This window comes from Streptomyces eurythermus (genome assembly GCF_014649115.1).
Taxonomy (GTDB): Bacteria; Actinomycetota; Actinomycetes; order Streptomycetales; family Streptomycetaceae; genus Streptomyces; species Streptomyces eurythermus.
In genome coordinates this window covers 1-25645 of the sequence record NZ_BMSK01000026.1, presented here as the reverse complement: position 1 = coordinate 25645, position 25645 = coordinate 1, and the positions used below count along the sequence as shown (strand labels likewise).

The 25645-nt window shown below is 73.8% G+C and carries 19 protein-coding genes; 9 read left to right on the top strand and 10 right to left on the bottom strand.

Annotated elements, in window-relative coordinates:
- Positions 1 to 38 precede the first annotated feature (38 nt).
- The 3 genes from helR to IE251_RS35380 form a co-directional block, all read right to left on the bottom strand.
- A complete protein-coding gene (gene helR / locus IE251_RS35390) occupies positions 39 to 2210 on the bottom strand; it encodes an RNA polymerase recycling motor ATPase HelR (protein WP_189757044.1) in 2172 nt (723 codons plus the stop codon).
- 317 nt (positions 2211 to 2527) lie between these two features.
- Positions 2528 to 3745 carry a glycosyltransferase gene (locus IE251_RS35385; RefSeq protein ID WP_189757043.1) on the bottom strand — a complete coding sequence of 406 codons (1218 nt, stop codon included), beginning with the start codon at positions 3743 to 3745 and terminating at the stop codon, positions 2528 to 2530.
- 185 nt (positions 3746 to 3930) lie between these two features.
- Complete coding sequence (locus IE251_RS35380) at positions 3931 to 5370, bottom strand: FAD-dependent monooxygenase (protein WP_189757042.1); 1440 nt, start codon at positions 5368 to 5370, stop codon at positions 3931 to 3933.
- A gap of 55 nt (positions 5371 to 5425) precedes the next feature.
- On the opposite strand from IE251_RS35380, the gene IE251_RS35375 reads away from it, so the two are divergent.
- Positions 5426 to 6049, top strand: coding sequence for a TetR/AcrR family transcriptional regulator C-terminal domain-containing protein (locus IE251_RS35375; RefSeq protein ID WP_189757041.1), 624 nt, complete (start codon positions 5426 to 5428; stop codon positions 6047 to 6049).
- Between the two features lie 2 nt (positions 6050 to 6051).
- On the opposite strand, the gene IE251_RS35370 is transcribed toward IE251_RS35375, so the two are convergent.
- The 4 genes from IE251_RS35370 to IE251_RS35355 form a co-directional block, all read right to left on the bottom strand.
- Positions 6052 to 7308: an MFS transporter gene (locus IE251_RS35370; RefSeq protein ID WP_189757040.1), complete on the bottom strand. Its 1257-nt coding sequence runs from the start codon at positions 7306 to 7308 to the stop codon at positions 6052 to 6054.
- 53 nt (positions 7309 to 7361) lie between these two features.
- Positions 7362 to 8114 (bottom strand): GntR family transcriptional regulator, encoded by a 753-nt coding sequence (locus IE251_RS35365; protein ID WP_189757039.1) that lies wholly within the window; start codon positions 8112 to 8114, stop codon positions 7362 to 7364.
- A 131-nt stretch (positions 8115 to 8245) separates the two neighbouring features.
- Positions 8246 to 8623, bottom strand: coding sequence for a nuclear transport factor 2 family protein (locus IE251_RS35360; protein WP_189757038.1), 378 nt, complete (start codon positions 8621 to 8623; stop codon positions 8246 to 8248).
- 53 nt (positions 8624 to 8676) lie between these two features.
- Positions 8677 to 9078: a GNAT family N-acetyltransferase gene (locus tag IE251_RS35355; protein WP_189757037.1), complete on the bottom strand. Its 402-nt coding sequence runs from the start codon at positions 9076 to 9078 to the stop codon at positions 8677 to 8679.
- Between the two features lie 156 nt (positions 9079 to 9234).
- On the opposite strand from IE251_RS35355, the gene IE251_RS35350 reads away from it, so the two are divergent.
- Positions 9235 to 10656 carry a serine/threonine protein kinase gene (locus IE251_RS35350; RefSeq protein ID WP_189757036.1) on the top strand — a complete coding sequence of 474 codons (1422 nt, stop codon included), beginning with the start codon at positions 9235 to 9237 and terminating at the stop codon, positions 10654 to 10656.
- On the opposite strand, the gene IE251_RS35345 is transcribed toward IE251_RS35350, so the two are convergent.
- On the bottom strand, positions 10643 to 13429 hold the full coding sequence (locus IE251_RS35345) for a SpoIIE family protein phosphatase (RefSeq protein ID WP_189757035.1): 2787 nt from the start codon (positions 13427 to 13429) through the stop codon (positions 10643 to 10645). The genes IE251_RS35350 and IE251_RS35345 overlap by 14 nt on opposite strands.
- A 384-nt stretch (positions 13430 to 13813) precedes the next feature.
- Here IE251_RS35345 and IE251_RS35340 point away from each other — a divergent pair, with 384 nt between their 5' ends.
- From IE251_RS35340 to aroB, 7 genes are all read left to right on the top strand, one after another.
- A complete protein-coding gene (locus IE251_RS35340) occupies positions 13814 to 14923 on the top strand; it encodes a PP2C family protein-serine/threonine phosphatase (protein WP_189757084.1) in 1110 nt (369 codons plus the stop codon).
- Positions 14924 to 15034: 111 nt separating this feature from the next.
- Positions 15035 to 15679, top strand: coding sequence for a ScbR family autoregulator-binding transcription factor (locus IE251_RS35335; protein ID WP_189757034.1), 645 nt, complete (start codon positions 15035 to 15037; stop codon positions 15677 to 15679).
- Between the two features lie 284 nt (positions 15680 to 15963).
- Positions 15964 to 16788 (top strand): AfsR/SARP family transcriptional regulator, encoded by an 825-nt coding sequence (locus tag IE251_RS35330; RefSeq protein WP_189757033.1) that lies wholly within the window; start codon positions 15964 to 15966, stop codon positions 16786 to 16788.
- 436 nt (positions 16789 to 17224) lie between these two features.
- The gene (gene tkt / locus IE251_RS35325; protein WP_229897069.1) at positions 17225 to 19354 is read left to right on the top strand and encodes a transketolase; all 2130 of its coding nucleotides are present in this window, start codon (positions 17225 to 17227) and stop codon (positions 19352 to 19354) included.
- A 37-nt stretch (positions 19355 to 19391) separates the two neighbouring features.
- Positions 19392 to 20231, top strand: coding sequence for a shikimate dehydrogenase (locus IE251_RS35320; protein ID WP_189757032.1), 840 nt, complete (start codon positions 19392 to 19394; stop codon positions 20229 to 20231).
- A 134-nt stretch (positions 20232 to 20365) separates the two neighbouring features.
- On the top strand, positions 20366 to 22297 hold the full coding sequence (locus IE251_RS35315) for a helix-turn-helix domain-containing protein (RefSeq protein WP_189757031.1): 1932 nt from the start codon (positions 20366 to 20368) through the stop codon (positions 22295 to 22297).
- Between the two features lie 141 nt (positions 22298 to 22438).
- Positions 22439 to 23518, top strand: a complete 1080-nt coding sequence (gene aroB, locus IE251_RS35310) for a 3-dehydroquinate synthase (protein ID WP_189757030.1) — start codon at positions 22439 to 22441, stop codon at positions 23516 to 23518.
- A gap of 200 nt (positions 23519 to 23718) precedes the next feature.
- On the opposite strand, the gene IE251_RS35305 is transcribed toward aroB, so the two are convergent.
- Both IE251_RS35305 and IE251_RS35300 read right to left on the bottom strand, forming a co-directional pair.
- A complete protein-coding gene (locus IE251_RS35305) occupies positions 23719 to 24957 on the bottom strand; it encodes an IS701 family transposase (protein ID WP_189757029.1) in 1239 nt (412 codons plus the stop codon).
- A gap of 265 nt (positions 24958 to 25222) precedes the next feature.
- The coding region (locus tag IE251_RS35300; protein WP_189757028.1) for a chorismate synthase at positions 25223 to 25645 on the bottom strand (423 nt) is incomplete at its 5' end.

The following is a 25645-nucleotide window of genomic DNA, read 5'->3' as shown; positions in this document are numbered from 1 at the left end:
AGGATCGTCGCATGCCCCGGGGCGCCGCCGGAACGGGGTCACGGGCCGGTGAGGAGGACCAGCCGTCCGGTGGCCCGGGTCATGGCGACGTAGCGGTCCACCGCTCCCTGGACGCCGGTGCCGAAGCGGTCCGGGTCGACGAGGACGACCAGGTCGAATTCGAGACCCTTCGTCAGCTCCGGCGGCAGCGAGCGGACCCGGGGCGTCGCCGGGAACGTGGGGTCGCCGATGACACAGGCGATCCCTTCGGCGTGTGCGGCGAGCCAGGCGTCCAGGACCGGGCGCAGGTCCGCGACCGGCCCGTGGACCACGGGAACACCGCTGCGGCGCACGGACACAGGCACGTTGGCGTCGGGCAGCGCGGCCCGGATGACCGGCTCGGCCTCCGCCATGACCTCCTCCGGCGTCCGGTAGTTCACGCTCAGGGAGGCCAGGCGGATCCGGTCGAACCCCACCCGTTCGAGCCGCTCCCGCCACGACTCCGTGAACCCGTGCCTGGCCTGCGCCCGGTCCCCGACGATGGTGAAGCTCCTGGACGGGCACCGCTGGAGCAGCATCTGCCACTCGGCGTCGGTCAGTTCCTGCGCCTCGTCCACCACGATGTGCGCGAACGGCCCGGCGAGCAGGTCGGGGTCGGCCGAGGGCAGTTCGGACTCGTCCACCAGGCTGACCTTGGCGTCCTCGCCGCGCAGCATCCGCACCAGGCCCTCACCGTCGTCCCCGTCGGCCCCGGAGGTCGCCACGGCCTCTATCAGGTTGTCGACGACCTGCGTCATGCGCTCCCGCTGCGCCGCGAGGACCGCCACGCGCCGGCGTTCGCGCCGCGCCACGTCCGGGTCGCCGAGCCGCTGCCGTGCCGCGTCCAGCAGCGGCAGGTCCGACACCGTCCAGGCCTGGGCGTCCGCGCGCTGCAACCGCCGGACCTCGTCGCGGTCCAGCCAGGGCGCGCACAGCCGCAGATAGGCGGGCACCGTCCACAGGTCCCCGACCAGGTCGGCCGCCTCCAGCAGCGGCCACGCCCGGTCGACGGCCGCCAGCAGCTGCCGGTTCGCCCGCAGCGACCTGCGCAGCAACTCGGGCGGCGCATCGCCGTCGTGCTTGTCCTGAAGGATCGTCAGCAGCTCCTCGAGTACCTGCTCGCGGGCCTCGTTGTGGGGCGTGCCCGGTTCCGCCGCGTCGAACGCCGCCGCCCAGTCGTCGGCGCTCAGCCGGATGTCGGACCAGGGGGTGGTGACCGTCATGCCCTCGGCGGGCGGTTCCTCGTAGAACCTCACGGCCGTCTCGATCGCCCGCACCATCCGCGCGGACGACTTCAGCCGGGCCACCTCCGGGTCGGCCTCGGCCACCGCCTGCGCTCCCTCGGCGACGAGGTCCCGCAGTGTGCAGGTCTGCACGCCCTCCTCGCCGAGGCTGGGCAGCACATCGGAGACGTAGGACAGGTACGGCCGGTGCGGGCCGACGAACAGCACCCTGCCCCTGCGGTGGCCGAGCCGGGGATCGGCGTACAGGAGGTAGGCGGAACGGTGCAGGGCGACGACGGTCTTTCCGGTGCCCGGGCCGCCGTCCACCACGAGCGCGCCCCGGGAGCCCGCCCGGATGATGGCGTCCTGGTCGGCCTGGATGGTGCCGAGCACATCCCGCATCCGCTCCGAACGGCTGCCGCCGAGACCGGCGATGAACGCGGACTGGTCGTCCAGCGCGGCGTGCCCCACCAGGCCCTCGGCGGTGAACACCTCGTCCCAGTAGTCACCGATCCGGCCGTTCGTCCAGCGGTACCGGCGGCGGCTCGCCAGGCCCATCGGGTGGGCGTGGGTGGCCCCGAAGAACGGCTCGGCCGCGGGGGAACGCCAGTCGACCAGCAGCCGCCGGCCCGTGCTGTCGGTGAGGCCGAGCCGCCCGACGTACACCGGCTCGGGGTCGTCCGCGACGACCATGCGTCCCAGGCACAGGTCCAGGCCGAAGCGGCGCAGCGTGCGCAGCCGGGCGGTCAGCCGGTGGATCTCCGCGTCCCGGTCCATCGCCTGCCGGCCGGTGCCGCCGGGTGCCCTGCGTTCGGCGTCGAGACGGGCGGACAGCTCGGCGATCGACTGTTCGAGACACTCCGCGATCGCCGCGAAGTGCCGTTCGTCGTCGGCGATCAGCGCCGGATCGGCCTTGGCGGACAGCCGGTCGGGAAGGTCGAAGGCGCTGGTGGTCAGGTGGGGTGTCACGTGGGTGTCTCCGATGTGGCCGCTGGTTCGGCCGGGTAGTGGTCGTGGCGTCGGGGCGGGGCGTCCGGGGCGTCGGGGGAGTCGGGGCCGGAGGCCGAGCCGGAGGGGACTGACGGTAGCGCCGGCCGGGACTGGCGATCCGGAGGGACTGGACCGGCGGTTCTGTCAGCAGGGAGTGGTGACCCGGTCCGCCGGGAATCGCGGTTCTGTCAGCCGGACTGGCAATTCTGTCAGCAGGGAGCGGCAGTCGTGCCGGCCGGACTGGTGATTCCCGTCAGCGGGGAGTGGCGGTCGTGTCGGCAGGGCTGATGGTTCTGTCAGCGGGAAGTGACGCCGTCGAGCAGCAGTCGCGCCGCCACCGACGCCCCGTCCGCGCGGACCCGGCCCGCCACGGAGGTCGCCCGCGCGCGGGTCTCGGGGGCGAGCGCCGTGCGGAGCGCCGCCGACAGCGAGGCGACGGTGGGGGCGGGGCCGTCGTGGGCCGCGCCGATGCCCAGTTCGGCGACCCGGCCCGCCCAGTACGGCTGGTCGGCCACCTGGGGCACCACCACCTGGGCCGCTCCGGCCCGGGCGGCCGTCGTCGTGGTGCCCGCGCCGCCGTGGTGCACGACGGCGGCCACCCGGGCGAACAGCGCCTGCTGGTTGACCTCCCCGACCTCGAAGCAGTCGTCCCGGTCGCCGCCGGGAGACAGCTCCGCCCAGCCGCGTGCCAGGACCATACGGCGGCCCTGCGCGCGGACCGCCTCGACGGCGACGCGGGCCATGTCCGCCGCCGCGTGCAGGGGCATGCTGCCGAAACCCACGTAGACCGGTGGGGCGCCGGCGTCGAGGAACGCCATCAGGTCGGCGGGCAGCGGTCGTGTGTCGGGCAGGATCCACGCGCCGGTCTGTACGACGTCGAGGCCCGCCGTCTCGTGCCACGGGTCCAGGAACGGATCGCTCGCCAGCCAGGGCCGGTCGCCTACGACGTAGGCGCGGACGTCGTCCACCGGCGGCAGACCGAGGGACGCCCGATGGGTGTCGAGAGCCTCGCGGAACAGCGCGTTGACGTTCCGCGCGTCCAGTTCCCACAGTGCCTTGTGGTCGGTCACCTCCGGCGGGAGCGGGCGGCCCGGGTAGGCCAGCGGCCGGCGGTGCGGCGCGGGCAGGGTGAGCTGCTGGAAGGTGACGGACACCGAGGGGATGCCCAGTTTCTCGGCCACCGACAGCGCGCCCGCGGCGGCGGGCAGCGCACCGGTCGCCACCAGCAGATCGCAGCCCTCGGCCGCCTCGGTGACCGGCCCGAGCTGCCCGGCGATCAGCCGGGCCGCGCGCTCGGGCAGGGAGGAGGGGGACGGCGCCGCCCGCGTCAGCGCGCGGGCCGAGGGACCGACCGGCACCAGCGGCACGCCGACGTCGGCCAGCCGCCGCGCGAAGTCCTCGTCCGGCGGCGCGCACACCCGCACCTGGGCGCCCTGCTCACGCAACCGGACCGCGAGCCCCGCCAGCGGTTCCACGTCCCCACGTGACCCATAGGTCGACAACAGCACACGCACTTCGCAGAACTCCCATTTCGGCGGCTTCCCGGCTCAGGTCGATGATTCTGCGGTACGAAGGGGGCCTTGCCGCAAGGCCCCCTGTGCGCTATAAGTTGAGAGTGGCAAGGAGTGGGTGACCTCCTTGCCTTCGTTCTTTTTGCCTCGGGGTTTCCTCGGTTTCCCTTGGTTTCCCTCAACCCCCCTCAGCGCCCGTGCTCTTCGGCCGTGCGGTCCCGTTCCGTCCTGGCCCAGGCGACATGGCCGTCCGGGCGGATCAGTGCGGTACGCACCCCGGCCCAGGCCGCCGGTGACCCGAGGAGGGCGCCGGTGTGCCGGACGGTGCCCGGCGCCGGGGGTCCGGCGGGCAGGTCCCCGGCGAGGTCGAGCAGGAGCGGGCGGCCCGGGCGCAGCAGGGAGAACAGCCCCTCGGAGCCCTCGACGGCCAGATCCGGGGCGCGGGTGCCGGTGAGCGGATGAGCGGCCGGGTCCTCGGGAGGGTAGCCGTCGGCGAGCCCGGAGACCCGCTCGGCCAGTGTCGCGTTGAGGGCCGGCTGGGCGGCCAGCAGTGCGCCCAACTCCGCGCGCAGCGCCAGCCCTTCCGGTGAGAAGGCCGTCATCAGGGCGGTCTGGGCGCGGCTGCTCTCCAGCAGGCGGGCGCCCACCGGGTGGCGCTCGTCGTGGTAGGAGTCCAGCAGTGTCTCGCCGGCCCGGCCGGCGAGGACGGCCGCGAGCTTCCAGCCGAGGTTGTGCGCGTCCTGGATGCCCACGTTCATGCCCACCCCGCCGGTGGGGAAGTGCTGGTGGGCGGCGTCCCCGGCGAGCAGCACCCGCCCGTCGCGGTAGCGCTCGGCCTGCCGGGTGGCGTTGCCGAAGCGGGAGAGCCAGACGGGGTCGCGCAGCCCGAAGTCCCGCCCGGCGATCGCCCGTACCTTGGCCCGCAGTTCGTCCAGGGTGAGATCGCCCGGCCAGATGGCCGTCAGGTCGTCCGGGGTGATGCCGACCAGCCGGGTCGTCCCGCCGGGCAGCGGTACGGCCATCAGCCCGCCGGACGGGCCGCAGACACTGAATCCGGGCGGCGGGGGGCTGTCCAGCCGTACGTCCCCGAGGAAGCCCAGGACGGTGGCGGGCGTGCCGGGGAAGCCGATGCCGGCCGCCGCGCGGACGGTGCTGCGCACTCCGTCGCAGCCGACGGCGTACGCGGCCCGCAGTTCGTACGGCCCCTCGGGGCCCTGTACGCGCACGGTCACCGCGTCCGGTGCCTGGGTCAGGCCGGTGACGCGGTGTCCGCGCAGGAGGCGGGCGCCGAGCGCGAGCGCACGCTCCTCGAGGAACTCCTCCGTCCTGGCCTGCGGGAGCGCCAGGGTGTACGGGAACGGGGTGTCCAGCGCCCGGAAGTCCAGCCGGGTGCCGAGCCCGCCGAAATGGCCGCCCGGGATGGGGGTCCCCGCCTTGAGGAAGGGGCCGTGGGCACCCCGGGACGCCAGGATCTCCAGGGTGCGCGGATGCACGGTGAGCGCCCTGGACCGCTGGTCGCGCTCCCGGCGTTCCTCCACGACGGTGACCGTGACCCCGCCCAGCCGCAGTTCGGCGGCGAGCCAGAGCCCGACGGGGCCTCCTCCGGCGATGACGACCTGCTGTTCCACGCCTGCCTCCTTCTTGGTCAGTGACCAATAGTCGTGGGCGCAGTAAACTAGGTCAGTGACCAAGAAGCAAGCGGATGCGGAGCGCGGCCCCCGGCTGGACGCCGGCGCGGTGGTGCGCACGGCCCTGGAACTGCTGGACGAGAACGGGCTCGACGCCCTGTCCACCCGAGCGGTCGCCGACCGCCTCGGGGTCCGGATGAACACCGTGCTGTGGCATGTGAAGACCAAGGCCCGGCTGCTGGAGCTGATGGCGGACGCCGTCGTCGGGGAGGCCCCGCTCGACCGCCTGCCCGACGCCTGGGACGACCGGGCGCGCGAACTCGTCCGCCGCTACCGCCGCGCGCTGCTCGCCCGCCGTGACGGCGCCGCCCTGGTGACCGGCACCTACCCCGCCGAGCCGCACACCCTGCGCTTCGCCGAGGCACTCGTCGGCGCCCTGCTCGACGGCGGCATGACCGAACGCGAGGCGGCCTGGACCATGTGGGCCCTGGTCTACTTCACGCTCGGCCTGGCCCAGGAGGAACAGTCGGCCGCCGCCCGGCCCCGGGACGGAAGCCTGGCCCGGGCGGTCTCCGCGGACACCCACCCCGCCCTGCACCGCACCCTGGCCCACCTGGGCGCGGAATCCTTCGACGCCCGCTTCGAGTTCGGCCTCGACGCGATCCTCACCCGACTCTGAGATCAGGCGGACACCCGCGGCACCGGCACCACCCCGCCACCCGAACCCCGCAGCGGGGACAACAGACTGGGCAGCACACTCAACGTCATGCCCACGGCCCCGGCCCACAGGGTGGCCGTGACACCGAACACGGCACCCGAGACCCCGCCCAGCACCCCGCCCAGCGGAATACCGGCCCAGGACACGAAGCGCGCCGTCGCGCTCATCCGGCCCAGCAACCGGTCAGGCGTCAGGGCCTGTTGCAGGCTCGACTGGGCCACGACCCGGACGACCCCGCCCAGCGACAGAGCCGCGAGCCCGGCCGCGCCCGCGTAGAGGCCCCAGCCCGGCCGGGCCACCGGCATCAGGGCGGTCAACGGGCAAGTGGCCAGGGACGCCAACCAGACGACCCGGCCCTGCCCCACGCGCGCCGAGACCCTGGTGGCCAGCAGCGCGCCCAGCAGGGCCCCACATCCCATCCCGGCCAGCACCAGGCCGATGCCCGACGGGGTCAGACCGGCCTCACGCGTCAGGAAGACCAGCAGCATGCTCTGGTACAGGGCCAGGAACAGGTTGAACACCGCGTCGCCCAGCACGACCGCACGCAGGACGGGGTGCCCGAACACGAACCGCACCCCTTCCGCGATCTCCCGGCCCAGCCGGGGACCCGGGCCCGGCTCCGGCCGCGGCTCGCGGGTCCGGACGGTCAGCGCGAGCAGCCCCGACACGGCCATCCCGGCCGCACTCGCACTCAGCGCCGCCGGGGCTCCCACCAGAGCGGCCAGCGGCCCGGCCACCGTCGGCCCGCCAATACTCGTCACCGAACGCACCGCCGACAGCTTCGCGTTGCCCTCCAGGAGCCGACCGCGCCCCACCACATGCGGAAGGTAACCGGCGTAGGCGACATCGAAGAAGACGGTCAGCACACCATGGACCAGGGCGACCGCGTAGAGCCAGCCGATGGTGAGCGTCCCCGCCCACCACGCCACCGGAACCGTCGACAGGACCAGCGCGCGCAGCAGATCGGCGCCGGCCAGCACCGGCCGTTTCCGCGCACGGTCCACCCACGCGCCGGCCGGCAGCCCGACCAGCAGCGAACCCGCCGTGGTCGCCGCGGCCAGCAGCCCGAGCCGGAACTCGTCGGCGTGCGTCGCCTCCAGCGCGGCCAGCGGCAGCGCCAGGAACACGATGCGGTCGCCCAGCTGCCCGAGCGCGGTGGCGGCGAACAGCCGCCCGAAGTCCGGGTCGCGCAGCAGCCCGAGCCGGGACGCCTTGGACATACGAATCTCCCGTCACTGTCCGTGGAAAGGCCGTTGCCGTGTCCGCGCGGTGTCTACGGCCGCTCGACGCCGAACTCGTAGACCACTTCCCGGCGCGCGTCGGGGATGACGATGTCGGCGGTCTCCACCGGGCGTCCGTCCGTGGCGAAGATGGTCCGTTCGATCCGCAGCACCAGATCCCCGAGGCCGATCCCCAGCAGGAGCGCCTGCTCCCGGGTGGCGCGGGCCGGACGCGGCACCTCCACCACGGTCTCGACGACCACCCCGATGGACCGCATGCGCGCGACCACGCCCTTGCCCGCCAGCGGGCCCGTCTCGGGCAGCACGACGGGTGTGCCGCCCGTCAGGGCCATCGGCTCCCACGACTCGGAGAGCTGCACGGGCTGTCCCCCGGCCAGGAACTCGTAGTGGGTGGTCACGCACAGATCGCCCACGCCGATGGCCAGCCGCCCGGCGATCTCCTCGGGAGCGGGCACACGTACCACGCTGTGCGCGTCCCAGGCGTCGGCCCGGCCCCGCTCCCTGGTACCGGCGGGAGCGGCACCCCGTCGTTCCCGGTGCCGGGAGCGCACCAGCCGCAGGCGTTCGCGCGGCACCCGCACATAGGTGCCCGAACCGGCCCGCCCTTCGAGGAGGCCCTCGATGATCAGACGGTCCATCGCCCGCTGTACGACGTTGCGCCCGACCCCGTACTCCCGCGCGAGACGGGCCCGGGACGGCAGCCGTTCCCCGACACCCCACTCTCCCGCGAGAATCCGCGCGCGCAGCACATCGGCCATCGCGAGATACGGCGCCTGTCGTGGCATGGGTCGTCCTCCGGTGAGTCCGCCGCCCGACGAGTGGCGGTGCCAGCGGGCGTCGCCGGAAAACTAGTGCACCCGGTCAAAGCTGCTGGAGCAGCATGACGCAGGGCATCCGGGTGCCGGGGGAGGGCGGCTCAGGAGGCGGGCGGTCCGATCTCCCCCGCGAAGACGATGACCTGGTCGATGAGGTTCCGTCGCAGGTGGACGACGTCCGTTCCCGCCAGGCGGGGGCCTCCGTCGGGCAGGGTGAAGACCCACTGGTACCGGGCCCATTCGTCGGGCATGTCCACCGCCGAGCAGCGCACCATCGTGCCGGCCCCCGCCGGGTGGCGCCGGATGTCCCGCACGAACCGCTCGACCGCCTCGATCCCTTCACTGCGCCCGAGCGGCCCCCAGAAGACCACGTCCGGGGTCAGGGCCTGGGACAGCAGGGCCGTCACATAGGCGTCGTCCGAGGCGTTGAACGCGGAGATGAACGTGTCGATCGCGGACCGCGCGGTCTCTTCCTGCATGCATCAGTAATACCAGCCGCCGTACGCGGAGCGCCCGTTCCCGGCTCGGGGGCTCAGCTCCGCAGGGCGATGAGACCCGCGGACGTCTCCGCGAACCCGCAGGAATCCAGGTAGAACGGGCGCAGGTGCTCCTCGAAGTCGACGTGGAGCCACGCGCAGCCGGCGCGCCGGGCCCCGTCGGCCGCGCGGGCGACCAGTGACGCGCCCACGCCCCGGGACCGGCACGCCGGGGCGACCACTGTGTCCAGCAGGAAGGCGTGGGCCCCGCCGTCCCAGGCGACGTTCACGAAGCCGACGAGAGCGTCGTCCCGCCGGGCGCAGACCCAGCCCAGACTGTGACGCCCGACCCGCGCCCGCCAGTCGGCCGCGGTGACCGGATGACCGAAACCGTCGGCGTGCAGCGCGTTGAGAGCGGCGTTGTCGAAGTCGCCCCGCCACTCGTACGTGATCATCACGCCGCCGAATCGTACCCCCCGCCGACCGTCCACGACCCCGCCCGCCCAGGTTCCGGCCGCGCCCGGTCCCGGGCGCCCGCCCACGGCCCCGTCGCCCCGTACGGGCCCGCCGGTTCGCCTGTTCCTCCGGGGCCGGTCCGGGTTAGCGTGCTCCCCATGTCCGGAAGAGCACCGAGGCGCCCCGCCCGCCCCCAACGTCCCCCCGCCCAGCGCGATTACGACCTGCCACGCTGGCGGGACCTGGGCAGTCTCGGCCGTACGAAGTCCTTCGTGCGCAAGGCCGCCGAGGTGGACGGTGGCCGCGAGGCCGTCGTCAAGCACTGCGCCGACCTGCCGGGCCAGCGCCTCACCCGGTTCCAGCGGATCCGCCTCCAGCGGTTCCACCAGGAGGCGCTGTACATGCACCGGATGACCGGCACGCCCGGCATCCTGCCGGTCTGGGACATCGACGACGAACACGGCGACCGGCCCCGCTGGTACGCCATGCCGCACGCCCGCCCGCTGGCCGACGCCCTCGACGGGAACTCCACCCTCCTCGATGTCGTCGCCCACGTCGCCGAGCTGGCCGGAACCCTGGCCGCCCTCGCCGAGCAGGGCACCTACCACCGCGACATCAAGCCCGACAACCTCTTCTGGTACGACGGCGCGCCGGTCCTGGGCGACTTCGGGATCGCGGCCATCGCCCACATGCCCGCCGGACTGACCCGGCAGGGAGAAGGCATCGGCCCCGCCAACTTCCTCGCTCCCGAGATGCGCCGGGCCGCCGGCCCCGGAGCCGGCGAGCGGGCCGACGTCTACTCCCTCGCCAAGACGCTCTTCGTCCTCGCCCACCCCCGCCGGGGGCCCTACCCGCCGTTCGGCACGCACCGCGTCGACGCCGAGGAGTTCAGCCTGTGGTCGCTCGGCGGCGGAAACGCCACCCTGGCCCTGGGGCACGTGCTGGAGGCGGCCACCCAGCACACCGTCGGCGACCGGCTGACCATGGCCGACTTCCACGCCGAACTGCGCGCCTGGCTCGCCCGGCACCGCGCGGACGCCGCCCGGTTCACCCCCCTCGGCGGCCGCTCCTTCCGACGGGGCTTGGGCGACCCGGCGCTGTGGGACCGCCACCACCGGGACGAGGAGGCCACCCGGGCGATGCTGCTGCCCTGCGTCCGCCGCATCGCCGAGGCCCTGACCGGCGACCCGGGCGCCTGGACCGAGGGCATCGACCACGACAGCGGCGACAGCACCCTCGGCACGTACGACTGGCAGCCCAACAGCGAGGAAGGCTTCGTACCCGAGGGCTTCCTCTGGATGGCCACACACGCGCACGACGGCCGGCGCGTCGTCCTGGAGGCCGTCCTCGACCACGAGGTCTGCTTCCTCGCCGAGGCCCAGCGCGGCGGACCCCCGTGGACCCTCGAACGGCAGTGGGGCCACACCCCCTGGCACCGGGCCCGCATGCCCCGCACCAACGACCGGCTACGGGAACTGACCGACGAGGTCGTGGAGTGGATCGCCGGCTCCGCGCCGGACACCCGCCCCGCGCCGGACCGGCAGGTCACCGCGCCCCGGGCACCGGTCACAGGCCCATGACGTCGAACAGGAGGGACGGATCCGGCTCCGTCGCCCGGTCCAGGGTCTGCTCGGCCCAGATGACCTTCCCCCGCGCCGCGTAACGGGTCCCCCACAGGTCCGCGAACTGGGAGACGAGGAACAGCCCCCGGCCCCCTTCGTCGGTGCTGGCCGCGCGCCGCAGCCGGGGGGAGGTGTTGCTGCCGTCCGACACCTCGCAGACCAGGGTGCGGCCCAGCAGCAGCCTGACCCGCACGGGCGGGGCGCCGTAACGGATGGCGTTGGTCAGCAGTTCGCTGAGGATGAGTTCGGTGGCGAACGCCGTCTCCTCCAGCCCCCAGTCGGCCAGCCGCCGGCTCACCTCGCCCCGTACCCGGGGCACGGCCGTCACGTCGAACGGCACGTCCCAGGTCGCCACGCAGGACGGGTCGAGCCGCCGGGTCCGGGCGACCAGCAGGGCCACGTCGTCACTGGGCCGCTCGGGCAGCATCCGCTCCACCAGGGCGCGGCAGGTCTCCTCCGGTGTCCGGTCCGCGTGCGCGACGGTCGAGGAGAGCAGCGCCAGGCCCTCGTCGACGTCCCGGCCCCGGCTCTCGATCAGCCCGTCGGTGAACAGGACGAGCCGGCTGCCCTCGGGCAGTTCCAGCTCACCCGTCTCGAAGGGGTGCCCGCCCACCCCCAGCGGCGGCGACAGGGGCAGGTCCGGGAAGGTCACCCGGCCCTCCGGATCCACCACGGCGGGCGCCAGATGCCCGGCGCGGGAGACGGCACAGCGCCCGCAGACCGGGTCGTAGACGGCGTACAGACAGGTGGCGCCGGTGAGCGGCACATGGTCGTCGTCGGCGGTCGCGGTCTGCGAGTCCAGCCGGTTCACCATCTCGTCCAGGTGCCCGAGCAGCTCGTCCGGGGTGAGGTCGAGCGACGAGAAGTTCAGCACGGCCGTGCGCAGCCGCCCCATGGTCACCGCGGCCTGCATCCCGTGCCCCACGATGTCCCCGACGACGAGCGCCACCCGGAACCCGGGCAGGGGGATGACGTCGAACCAGTCGCCGCCCACACCCGCGCGGGCCGGCAGATACCGCGACGCGATCTCCAGCACGTCCTGCTCCGGCAGCCCCACCGGCAGCAGACTGCGTTGCAGCGTCACCGCCATCTCGTGCTCACGGGCGTACCGGCGGGCGTTGTCGATGGCCACCGCGGCCCGGGCGACCAGCTCCTCGGCCACCGCGACGTCCTCCTCCTCGAACCGGGGAGAGCCCGCGCCCCGCCAGAAGTCGGCCATGCCGAGGATCACCCCGCGGGCCCGCAGCGGCACCGTGATCAGCGAGTGGATGCCGTAGTCCAGCACCCGCTCGGCCCCGCCGGCGTCCCGCGCCCGCCAGTCCTGTGCGGTGCGCAGGTCCGGCACCAGGACGGCCTTGCCCCCGCGCAGCGCCGCCGCCATCGGGGTGTCGGCCATCACGAACCGGATCACCTCGCCCACCGGCTGCAACGGGTGCCCGGTGTGTGTGGTGCGCAGCGCGGTACGGCGCATCTCGCGCACCGCGCTGGTGGGCTCCTCGCCGCGCAGCACCGAGTCCAGCAGCTCCACGGTGACGAAGTCGGCCATGCGCGGCACCGCCACCTCCGACAGCTCCTCCGCCGTGCGCCGCACGTCGAGCGTGGTGCCGATCCGCATGCCCGCCTCGTACAGGAACGACAGCCGGCCCCGCGCCAGCTCGGCCTGCCCGGACAGGGCCAGCAGCTCCGTGGTGTCACGGAAGGTGGCCACGAGCCCCGGAGCGCCGCCGTACGGGGCGGTGGGCCGGATGTTCACCGCCAGCAGCCGGTCACCGGCCTGGACGACCTCGTCGGACGCGGCCTCGCCCGCCTCCAGCAGCCGGGTCGGTCCCGGCCCCAGCCCCAGCTCCCGCACCTGCCGTCGGTCGGCGTCCCGGGGGAGGTCCAGCAGCCGGCGCGCCTCGTCGTTGGCGAGCAGCACCCGCCCGTCGCCGCCGAGGATCAGCACCCCCTCGCGCACGGCGTGCAGTACGGCGTCGTGGTGCTCGTACATCCGGGTCATCTCGGCCGGGCCGAGCCCATGGGTCTGCCGCATCAGCCGGCGGCTGACCAGGGCGGCGCCACCGGTCGCCAGGACCAGTGCCCCGGCCGCCGTGCCGAGCAGCACCGGCAGCTGGCGGACGAGGACGTCGCCCACGTTCACGTACTCGATCCCCGCGGTGACCACGCCGACCACGCGTCGGCTCGGGTCCGTCACGGGGACGAGGGCGCGCACCGCGTCGGCCGGCCGGCCGTGGAAGGTCTCGGTGAACGACTCTCCGAGGAGCGCCTGGCCGACTCCCTGGGCCTTGGTGCCGATCAGCGCGGGGTCCCGGTCGGTCAGCCGGACCCCGTGCTTGTCCAGCACGGCGACGAAGTCGACGCCGGAGCCCTTGCGTACCTGCTCCGCTTCCGGCTGGAGCCGGGCCGTCGGATCCGGCGAGCGCAGTGCCTGTGCCGTGCCGGGGGCGTGCGCGAAGGCCTCGGCCACCGCCAGCGACCGGTCCTTCGCGCTGCGCTCGGCGTCGTACTTCCCCTGCACCACCAGGGCGGCGGCCCCCACCGCGACCAGCAGCAGCATGATCAGCGCCTGGAACAGGAAGACCTGTGCGGCGAGGGTGCGGACGCTCAGGGACGACGGGATCCGGCGCCCGCGAAACGGCCACGGCACTCGTCGACGGGGCGGATCGGAGGCCCCCCGGGTGCCGGGCGGCGGCGCCGCTTTCGCCCTTGGACGGCGGAAACGTCCGCTCATCTCCCTTTTCTAGCACTGTGGCTCGGTGCCCGGCGACCGCTGTGCGCCGACCGCGCGGGATGTCGCCGCGGCGGCGTCGGCCGGGCGGGTGAGGGGGTGCGGGGCCGGGCCTGCTCCGGACGGATGGCGGCCGGCGCCCGCCCGCCGGGGGACGGCCCGGCCCGGGCATGCTGGGTTTCGTACCGGCCGGGGCGGAAACATGCCGCTGAGCGGAGCAATCGCCGGTGTGCCGCGCACGGGCGCACCAGGCTGGGGACCTTGTCGTGCGCTGCTGTGACAGGAGTCCGTGTGCGAAGACCACGTATGCCGAAGCCTGGACATACCGGTCGGGAGCCGGGGGACGGCGCCGGTGCGCGGACGCGGTTGCCGCAGCGTCCCGGATGGCTGCGATGGCTGCCGGTCCTGTACGTCGTCGCCGTCCTGCTGCTGGAGCCCGCGACCCCCGTCGAGTGGCCGGTGAGCTTCGTGCTGATCGCCCTGCCCCTGGTGACCGCGTTCGCCTACGGTCCGGTGGTCGTCGCCGGTGCCACCGTCTTCGCCGTCGTCCTGGAGGGCGTCCTGGCCGGCACCCCGTGCTGTGCCGGCCGGCCCGTCGGCTACCTGTGGGACCGCTACTACGTCGCCTCCTACGTCTGCACGGCCCTGGTGGGCGTCCTCGGCGCCATCCTGGCCGCGCACCGCACCCGCCGTGAGCGCACCCTCGCCGACGTGCGCTTCGTGGCGGACATCGCCCAGCGGGTGCTGCTCCGGCCGGTTCCGCACCGGATCGGCGACCTCCTCCTGGACAGCCTCTACCTGTCCGCCGCGGCGGAGGCGCGCATCGGCGGGGACCTCTACGAGGCCGTCCCCACCCGGTACGGCACCCGGCTGCTCATCGGGGACGTACGGGGCAAGGGGCTGCTCGCGGTGGAGACCGCCGCGGCCCTGCTCGGCGCGTTCCGCGAGGCGGCGCACGACGAACCCGCGCTGCCCGCCCTGGCCGACCGCGTGGAGACCAGCATGGACCGCAGGGCGGCCCTGCTGGGCGGGCACGAGGTGGGCGAACGGTTCGTGACCGCCGTCTTCGTGGAGATCCCCGCCGGGGAGCGGGTGCTGCGCGTGGTCAACTGCGGTCATCCGCCGCCCGTCCTCATCCGCTCCGGGGAGGTCCGCGAACTGGACAGCGGACGGTCGGCCCCGCCGCTCAACCTCGGGGTGCTGGCCGGGGAGCCGTACCACGTGGAGGAGTACTCCTTCCGTCCCGGCGACCAGCTGCTGCTGTACACGGACGGAATCACCGAGACCCGCGACCCGGACGGCTCCTTCTACCCGCTCCTCCAGCGGCTGCGCGCCTGGCGTTCCCTTCCGCCCCAGGGGCTCGTGGAACGGCTCCACCACGACCTGCTGGCCTACAGCGGCGACCGCCTCCAGGACGACATCGCGGCGCTCGCGGTCTGCTTCCCCGCCGACGGCCCGGCCGGATCGTCCTGTGTGCCTGGCGTGGACGTCATGTGAGTATCCGCCCCTGGAGCGTCCACGTGCCCGAGTCTTGGCGGTGAGGCGGGGTGTCTCTTATAAGGTAAAGAATAGTATTCACTTTTTTCTAGCCGTGGATGGCGATGGCACATGACAGGTCGAGTGGTGAAACAGGAGAGAGCGGCGCGCACCCGTGCCGCCCTCGTTCGCGCGGCGGCCGAGACGTTCGCGGAGTACGGCTTCGCCGGCACGACCGTCTCGCGCATCGCCGAGCGGGCCGGGCTGACCCTGGGCGCGATGTACTTCCACTTCAAGTCCAAGGAAGAGCTGGCGCGCCTGATCGTCACCAGCCAGCCGGAACTGGTGGTCCCGCCGCTGGACTCGCGAGGGCTGCAGCACGCCGTCGACCTGACGCTGGCCTGGGCCTACGAACTGCTCGACAACCCGGTGCTCCGGGCGGGCGCGCGCCTGGTGATGGACCAGCGGCTCTTCATCGAGCCGGACGTGAACTCCTACCGGCAGTGGACGGGCATCCTGGTGGCCGACTTCGAGGAGGCCCGGCGCCGCCGCGAGCTGCGGGCCGACGTGGACACCGAGGCCTGCGCCCGGCTGATCGTCAGCTCCTGCACCGGCGCCCAGATCCACACCCAGCTGGAGACCTCGCACCGGGAGCTGCCCGCGCGCGTCGAGGAGATGTGGCGATGTCTGCTGCCCGCCCTCGCCGTGCCCAGCGCGGCCAAGAAGCTGGTGTTCGGCGAGGAGCGGGTCAGGACGGCGGGCCTCGCTGACGTGTGACGCCTGTTTTTCGTCGTCCGGCTACGGTTTGGGAACCGGAACGACTGGCAACGTACCGGAGGGGGCGATGGGGTGGGCTCCGGGCTCGGCATGCTCGCGGACGGGCCGCACGGCCTGGCAGGGGGGAAGGAAGCCACCGGAGTCCGGGATTCCGTCACTCGTCAAAGAAAAAGAAAAAATAATCCTATTATTATAGAAGGGGGAGTGCCTGCATACAGGTGAGGGGCGCCCCGCTCAAGCGCTGCGAACGGCACCGGAAGTGACCTGAGTCGGAGGGGAACGACGTGGAACTGAGGATGCTCGGGGAAGTGGCGGTACGAGAGGGGACGTTACCCATCTACTCGGCCGAGGTCCCGACCAGACAGGTGCTCGCCCTCCTCATGGCGGCGGCCGACCGTGCCGTACCGGCGTACGCCCTCGCCGGCGAACTGTGGCCCCAGGGCCTGCCGGACGGCGCCCAGGACGCGCTGGAACACCACATCGGCCGGCTGCGCGCCGTCATCGGCGCGGCCTCGCAGGCGGCGGGCAGTGAACGGCCGGCCGAGCAGGTCCTGGCCTCGGTGCCCGGCGGCTACCGGCTGGACACCGGCGGCGGCTCCAGCGACCTCAGGACGTTCGAGCGGCTGACCGGCGCCGGATACCGGGCCATGGAGGCGGGCGATCTGCACCTGGCCGGCCGGCGGCTGCGCGAGGCCCTCGCCCTGTGGACCGGCGCCCCGCTCTCCGGCGTCCCCCACGGACCCCAGCTCCAGGCCCACGCGGCCCGGCTCACCCGCTCCTGGCAGCGCGCCGTGGACCGGTGGATCGAGGCGGAACTCAGGCTCGGGCGCTGGCGGGAACTCTGCTTCGACCTGGCGCAGGTGCTCACCCGCTACTGCCCCGACACGCCGCCGTACGCACGGCTGAAGGCGGACCTGGAGCACCGGGGCCAGGACCGCGACGTCATCCGGGACTACCTGCGCGGACGGCGCGAGACGCGCACCGCGCCCGTGCGGCCCCTGCCGGGCCTCGTCCCCGACCGGCGGGAAACGGGCCGGCGGCCGCACTGCGCCGGCCTCGAAGCCGGCACGCTGCCGCGCGTTCCGCTCGGGGACCTGCAGAGCGCCTGACCCGCGGCGGGTCCGGCGGGGGAGGGCCAGGACGCGTACGGCCGAGGAGGACGGGCCAGGACGCGTACATCCGACGACACCGGGCAAGGACGCGTACGGCCGCGCAGACGGGCCGGGCGCCGCGGCAGGAGGCCGGGACGCGGGCGGGGGCGACCAGCCCCGCCACGTACCGGCCCGGAGGCGGGTGGGTGACGGTGTCGAGGCCGGCCCGATCCTGACCGACAGGCTTGCGGCTGCGGGGACTTGACGGACTGCCCGGTGACCTGACGGAGCAGATGGTGGCGCGTTGGCGGTGATCGCGGGGTCCACCAGGATGGCGGTCCGGTGGGCGCCGTGCCGCCCGGCCGGAGCGACGACGGGGACCGTGTGCGACCCCGCTCCTCCTGGTGTACGGCCCTTCCTCCACCGGTCCCTGAACAAGGAGTCGCGAGCCCTCGTGAAGCACCAGGACACCAGCGCCTCGTCCGCCGCCGGCCTGCGGTGGGACGAACTCGACCGCCGTGCCGTGAACGTCGCCCGCGCTCTCGCCGTGGACGCCGTCGAAACCGCGGGCCACGGCCACCCCGGCACCGCCATGAGCCTCGCCCCCGCCGCGTACCTCCTCTTCCAGCGGCTGCTGCGGCACGACCCCGCCGACCCGCGGTGGGCCGGCCGTGACCGGTTCGTGCTCTCCTGCGGTCACTCCAGCCTCACCCTCTACACCCAGCTCTACCTCTCCGGCTACGGCCTCGGGCTCGACGACATCAAGGCGCTGCGCACGGACGGCAGCCTGACGCCCGCCCACCCCGAGCACGGCCACACCCCCGGCGTGGAGACCACCACCGGGCCGCTCGGCCAGGGACTGGCGAACGCGGTGGGCATGGCCATGGCGGCCCGGCGCGAGCGCGGCCTGTTCGACCCGGAGGCCGAGGCCGGCCAGTCGCCCTTCGACCACGCCATCTGGGTCTTCGTCTCCGACGGCGACCTGGAGGAAGGCATCAGCCACGAGGCCGGCTCCCTCGCGGGACACCAGAAACTGGGCAACCTCGTCGTGCTCTACGACGACAACCACATCTCCATCGAGGACGACACCCGCATCGCCCAGTCCGAGGACGTCCTGGCCCGCTTCCGGGCCTACGGCTGGCAGACGGAGCGGGTCGACTGGACCACCCCCGACGGCTACCGCGAGGACGTCCCCGCCCTGTACGACGCCCTGGCCCGGGCCCGCGACACCACCGACCGGCCCTCGCTGATCGCCCTGCGCACCGTCATCGGCTGGCCCGCGCCCCACAAGCAGAACACCGGCAAGATCCACGGCGCGGCCCTGGGCGCCGAGGAGGCCGCCGCCGCCAAGCGCGCGATGGGTCTCGATCCCGACGCGGCCTTCCAGGTGCCGGACGAGGTGCTGACCCACGCCCGCGCGGTCGCCGACCGGGCCCGCGACCTGCGCGCCACCTGGGACAAGCGCTACGCGGACTGGCGCGCCGCCCAGCCCGCGAGGGCCGCCCTGTACGACCGGATCAGCGCCCGCCGGCTGCCCGAGGACTGGACCGCGCACCTTCCCACCTTCGCCCCCGGACAGCAGATCGCCACCCGCAAGGCCTCCGGGGAGGTGCTCACCGCGCTGGCCGCGGCGCTGCCGGAGCTGTGGGGCGGCTCCGCGGACCTGGCCGAGAGCAACAACACCACGATGCGCGGCGAACCCTCCTTCGTCCCCGAGGAGTTCGCCACCGCCGCCTTCCCGGGCCACCGCTACGGCCGCACGCTGCACTTCGGCGTCCGCGAGCACGCGATGGGCGCCGTCCTCAACGGCATCGCCCTGCACGGCGGCACCCGGCCCTACGGCGGTACGTTCCTGGTCTTCTCCGACTACATGCGGCCGGCGGTACGGCTCGCGGCGATGATGAGGCTGCCCGTCACCTACGTGTGGACCCACGACTCCATCGGCCTCGGCGAGGACGGCCCCACCCACCAGCCCGTCGAACACCTCTGGGCGCTGCGCGGCATCCCCGGCCTGGACGTCGTACGCCCCGCCGACGCGGGCGAGACGGTCGCCGTCTGGCGCGGCGTCCTGGAACGCCCGGACCGCCCGGCCGGACTGTGCCTGAGCCGGCAGAGCCTGCCGGTGCTCGACCGCGGCGAGGGCAGCGGGCTCGCCCCCGCCGACGAGGCGGTCCGCGGCGGATACGTCCTCGCCGACGCCGAGGGCGGCACCCCGGACGCGGTCATCATCGCCACCGGCAGCGAGGTGCACCTCGCGCTCGCGGCCCGGGAACTGCTGCGCGCCGAGGGCACCGACACGCGCGTGGTGTCCATGCCGTGCCTGGAGTGGTTCCTGGAGCAGAGCCAGGACTACCAGGACGCGGTCCTGCCGCCCGAGGTCACGGCCCGGGTCTCCGTGGAGGCGGGCACCGCGCTCGGCTGGTACGCCCTGCTCGGCTCCGCCGGACAGGCCGTCTCCCTCGACCAGTTCGGTGCCTCGGCCGCCCCCGAGGCGCTGTACCACCGGTTCGGCTTCACCCCGCACAAGGTCGCCGCCGCGGTGCGCGCCAGCCTGGAGCGGGCCCGGCGGACCGCACGCGCCTGACCCGCCCCGCCCCCGCAGCACAGGAAGGAACCAGCCGATGCCGACCCGGCGACGCGCCGCGGTTCTGGGCTCTCCCATCGCCCATTCGCTCTCCCCCGTACTGCACCGCACCGCCTACCGCGAACTCGGCCTGCACACCTGGACGTACGACCGTCACGACATCGACGAACCCGCCCTGGAGTCCTTCCTCGGCGGCCTCGACGACAGCTGGGCGGGCCTGTCGCTGACCATGCCGCTGAAGCGGGCCGTGCTCCCGCTGCTCGACTCCGTGACCGACACCGCGCGATCCGTACAGGCGGTCAACACCGTGCTGTTCACGGCGGACGGCCGGAAGGAGGGGCACAACACCGATGTCCCCGGCATGACATCGGCGCTGCGCGAACGCGGCATCACCCGCGTCGGCCACGCCGCCGTCCTCGGGGCGGGGGCCACCGCGGCCTCCGCCCTGGCGGCCCTGGCCCGCATGGGGGCACCCGAGGTCACGGCCTATGTGCGCGGCGAGGGCCGGGCGGCCGAGATGCTCCGGTGGGGCGAACGCCTCGGACTCGCCGTCCGCACGGCCCCCTGGGACCGGGCGGCCCACGCCCTGAACGCGCCCCTCGTCATCTCCACCACCCCCGCCCAGGCCACCGACGACCTGGCCGAATCCGTACCCGAAACCCCGGGAGTGCTCTTCGACGTACTGTATGATCCCTGGCCCACTCGGCTCGCGCACCACTGGGGGACCCGGGGCGGAACGGTCGTCGGCGGCCTCGACCTGCTGGTACACCAGGCGGTGCGTCAGGTCGAGCTGATGACGGGCCGCCACCCGGCACCGGTGCACGCCATGCGCGCCGCCGGCCGACGGGCCCTCGACGGCCGTAAACAGCCAATCTGAACCGGGTGTTCGGCCCCTGCCGGACACCGCCCCGGCCACCTGCCTCCCCGACAGGGCGTGGTTGACTGCTCTATAACGGTCTGCCTAAGTTCTGTTCGCAAAAGCGAAAGGCCAGGCCGGCGGGGGAAAAGGCGATGACCGACGCAGCAGACAGAGACCGTCCGGACCTGCTCACCGTGCTCCGGCTGCTGGCCGAAGAGGTACCGTCCCACCGTTTCGAGGAACTGCTGCTACGGGCGGAGCGCACCTGCTCCCCCGAGGAGCGGGACCGGCTGGAACAAGCGGTCCGGCTGGCACACGTCATCCACGCCTCGCAGCACCGGCGCCGGCAGCGCGAGGACGGTCTCGCCGAACTCGTCGACACCGCCCGCGACATGACCCAGCCGCGCGACCTGGGCGAGCTGATGCGGGTCATCAGCCGCCGGGTCAAGCGGATCACCAAGGCGGACATGGCCTGCATCGGGCTGTACGAGGACGACGGCACCCTCAGCCTGCACGCCGCCGAAGGGGCCACCACCGGCATGTGGGCGGAGGTGCGCCCGTCCACGGGAGCCGGACGGCAGGCCATGACGATCGGGGCCCCGTTCTGGACGGCCGACTACCTGCGCGACGACCGGTTCGAACACTGCCCGCAGGCCGACGAGATGGTCCGCGCGGAAGGCATCGCCTCGCTGCTCGCCGTGCCGCTCGTGCACGGCGACAGCACCCTGGGCGTGCTGTACTGCGCGAACCGCACCGTACGCCACCTCACCCCCGACGAGATCGGCCTGGCCTGCTCACTGGCCGCGCTGGGCGCCGTGTCGCTGGAACGCGCCGAGCGCCTGCAGGACGCCAGCGACGAGGTCAGCGAACTCGAGACCGACGGCTTCCGCACCCGCACCACCCTGGCCAGACTGCAACAACTGGCCGACGTCCACTCCCACCTGATGGGACTGCTGCTGTCCGGCGCGGACCTGGAGACCCTGGCCCAGGCCGCCGCCGACGCGCTCGACGGCACCGTTCAACTGCGCAACCCGGCGGGCCGCATCGTCACCGCCACCGCGCCCCTGCCCGACCTGGACGACAACGCGGTGACCGAGGTGTCCTGGGACGCCCACGCGCAGCGCACCCCGATACCGTACGGCGAGGACACCTGGATCGCCCCCGTGGTGGCGGGCGCGGAGAACCTGGGGTTCGCCGTGCTGCGCCCCGCCACCCCGCTGATCGGCGAGGACGAACGGCTGCTGTACCTCGTCACCCAGGTCTTCGCCCTCCACCTGCTCCTCAGACACGGCACGGCCGCCGCGGAAAGCCCCGTCCCCGACGAGCTGCTGGACGAACTGATCGCCCTGCCCTCCGGCGACTCACGCCGGGCACACCGCCTGGAGCAGCGTCTGGGCCGGGCGGGCCTGGACCCGGCGGCGCCCCATGTGCTGCTCGTCGTCCGCATCGAGGGCGGGCCGCACGGGCGCGCCATGATGTGGGCCTCCTCCTACGCCTACCGGCACGGCGGTCTCAAGACCGCCCGGGACGGCAACATCGTGCTGCTGCTGCCGGGCACCGAAGCATCGGACACCGCCCAGTCGGTCGCCGGCGTACTGTCCGCGGTGCTGGGCCACCCCGTGACGGTGGGCGCCTCCGGGCCCGGCCGCGGGCCCACCGAGGCGGGCCGGCTCCACCAGGAGGCGGTGCGCTGCCTGAAGGCGCTGACCACGCTCGACGCCGTCGGCAGCGCCGCGGCGCTCGACGACCTCGGCTTCGTGGGACTCCTGCTGTCCGACGGCCATGACGTGGGCGGCTTCATCGAGAACTCCATCGGGCCGGTCCTCGCCTACGACCGGGACAACGACACCGAGCTGGTGAAGACGCTGGAGGCGTACTTCGCCACGGGCGCGAGCCCCAGCAAGGCCGCCGACAGGCTCCACATCCACGCCAACACCGTTTCGCGGCGACTGGAACGGGTCGGCGTGCTGCTGGGCCCGCGGTGGCAGCAGCCCGACCGGAGCCTGGACGTCCAGCTCGCCCTGCGGATCCACCGGATGAGGGCCCTGCTGCGCCCCGACACCGCCGGCGCGCCGGAAGCCTGAGACAGCAGTGTGGTCCCACGGGCCCGCCCGGTCCACGACGGGCCACCGGATCTGTCAGGTCCGGTCACACCGCCGCCCGGAGATGACGTATTCCCCGGCACGGACCAGGACACGGCAGCACCGGTCACTAGCGTGCCGTGGATGAACACACACATACACGTGGGCACCGGCCCGGGCGCGTACGACGTGCGGGTGGGCCACGGCCTGCCGAGCGAACTCGCCGGCGTCCCCGCCGTGGCGGCGGCCTCGCGCGTGGCCGTCCTGCACGCGCCCCGGCTGCGCGACACGGCAGCCCAGGCGGCGGCCCTGTTCGCCGGGCGGGGCCTTCGGCCGACCGTGATCGAGCTGCCGGACGGCGAACAGGCGAAGACGGCCGACACCGCCGCCCGTTGCTGGGGGACCCTCGGACACAACGGCTTCACCCGCACCGACGTGATCGTGGGCATCGGGGGCGGGGCCACCACCGACCTGGCCGGCTTCGTGGCCGCCACCTGGCTGCGCGGAGTGCCCTGGATCGCCGTACCGACCACCCTGCTGGGCATGGTGGACGCGGCGGTCGGCGGCAAGACCGGCATCAACACCGGCGCGGGCAAGAACCTCGTGGGTGCCTTCCACCCGCCGAGCGCCGTCCTGTGCGACCTCGACGCGCTCGGCACGCTGCCGGCCGCCGACTACACGGCGGGCCTCGCCGAGGTCGTCAAGGCCGGCTTCATCCGGGACCCCACGATCCTGGACCTGATCGAGGCGGACCCGGAGGGCGCGCGCACCCCGCACGGCCCGCACACCCGGGAACTCGTCGAACGCGCCATCCGGGTGAAGGCCGAGGTCGTCACCCAGGACCTGCGCGAACAGGGCCCGCGCGAAGCCCTCAACTACGGCCACACGCTGGGCCACGCGATCGAGAAGTGCGAGGGCTTCACCTGGCGGCACGGCGAGGCGGTGTCGGTGGGCATGGTGTTCGCCGCCGAACTCGCCCGTCTGGCGGGCCTGTCGGACGACACCGTGGTACGGCGCCACCGGGGCGTGCTCGACGCGGTCGGCCTGCCCCTGCGCCACCGCGGCGGACGGTGGCCCGAACTGCTGGACGCCATGCGGGTGGACAAGAAGGCCCGCGGGAACACACTGCGCTTCATCGTCCTCGACGGCATCGGCCGCACCCGTGTCCTCGCCGACCCCGGCCCGGACCGGCTCGCCGCCGCCTGGGCCCGGGTCTCCGGCTGAACGGACCGGACAGGGCAGGCCGTCCGGCGGGGAGCCCCGCCTGGGCCGGACGTCGATGGGAAGGGGAGGTTCCGCGCGCCGTTGCGTGGATCCACCTCAACCCGTCGGCTGCTGTGCGGAGTTCCTCCTTTCGTCCGGCGCGGCTCGCGGACGACGGCCGGTGCGCCGCCCGGCCGGGGGCGCGGTGGCGGCCGGCCCGGTCAGGCCCCGATCAGCCGGCCGGCCTGCCGCGGCCCGTACTCCGCGGTGTGCAGGGCGATCGCCGCGTGCGCCACGGACGCCAGCGTCATATGGCGGTGCCAGCCGCGGAACGAACGGCCCGCGAAGTCGCGCAGCCCGGCCCGCTCACCGATGTCGTCACTGTCCCGCTCCACCCGGTCGGCCAGCTTCGCGGTGCGCACCAGCGACGCGGCCGGCACCCGGGGCAGGGAGGTGAGCCAGAGGGCGGACGGGGGCCGCCCCGGGTCGGTCCACTCGCCCAGCAGGAACAGCCGCCGGGGCGCCTCGCCGACGGGGCCGGGCAGGGTCACGGGGATCTTCGCCGCCCAGGAGGCGCGGGGCAGGTGCGGCTCGGCCGGGTCGTACCAGGCGGCGGGCACCCGCATTCCCTTGAGCAGGTCCAGGATCCGCCGGGCGGGCAACGGCCCGGCCCGGTGCCCGGGCAGCGCCGGGTCGGCGACGGACAGCGGGCTCGAGGGGCTGATCCGGGCGAGGAAGGGCACCCCGCCCGAGGCCAGGCGGCGGGACGCGGCGCCGATGTCGCAGCGGCGCAGATCCAGCACGGCGGGCCGCCGCGGGATGTTCCACAGCCGCGCCATCTGCAGGGCCACGGACACGGCGCACTCCTCGGCACTCTCCGGCGCCGTCCGCTCGGGCACCTCCGCCCGTGCCCGCCGCTCGGGGTCGTTGACCCAGCTCTCGGGCAGCACCATGCGCCAGTTGACGGGGGCGCTCACCGTCGGGGAGGCCAGCCAGGCGCCGATCACCTGCTGACCCCGGACGACCTGTCCCAGGTGGGGGGCGAACTGCTCGTCCACGCCCACCGAGTACTTGCCGGCCTTCGGTATGTGCATCGACTGTATGACCCACGCCTGCGGCGCGATGGTGTGCTCCAGATAGCCGGCCAGCGCACCGCGCAGGGGCTGCCAGTCCCAGGTCGAGCTGGCGACGAAGTGGTGCAGGCTCTGCTCCAGGCCGGGCCGGCCCAGATGGGCGGCGATGTTGCGGATGGACTTGCGGCCCCGGGTGGTCAGCAGTCCGCGCAGATACTGTTCCGCCTGGCGCCGCTGGTCCTTCCGGCCGAGTAAGGAGAACAAGGCGGCGCTCAGTTCCGCGACGATGTCGTCGTCGGGCACCTCGCCGTCGGGGGATGCGGAGCGCTGGTGGGGCACGGACGGTGCGCGGGGTGCGTCGACTTTCCTGAGGACAGACGTGTTCACGATGCTCCAGCCGTGTTCGGGCAGCTCTCTTCGGTTACCTGAGCACCATGGCTGGTGAGACCTCGGCGGGACGAGGTGTGCCTGCCACCCGAATATGCCGGATCCTGCGTGGAGCACCACCCGTGCGGGGCCCGCGGGCCCGGGACGCGGCGGCACGGTTGACGCGCTGTTGACGGAGTATTGCGCCGACTACCCAGGGTGTGTGGCCGGACCACCGCCGACCCGGGTGGGTGTGGGGGCCGCGCCCCACACCCACCCGCTCACCTCAGCGAACCGTCAGGCTGTCGAGGTAGGAGCGGACGTTGCGGCGGGTCTCGGTGACGCTGTCGCCGCCGAACTTCTCCGCGACCGCGTCCGCCAGGACCAGCGCGGCCATGGCCTCGGCGACGATCCCGGCGGCCGGCACCGCGCACACGTCCGAACGCTGGTGATGCGCCTGTGCCGCCTCACCGGTGGCCACGTCGACCGTCCGCAGCGCCCGCGGCACGGTCGCGATCGGCTTCATCGCCGCCCGCACCCGCAGCAGCTCACCCGTGCTCAGACCACCCTCCGTACCACCGGAACGGCCCGTGACCCGCCTGATGCCCTCATCCGTCGTCACGATCTCGTCGTGCGCCTTCGAACCCGGCACCCGCGCCAGCTCGAAACCGTCACCGACCTCCACACCCTTGATCGCCTGGATGCCCAT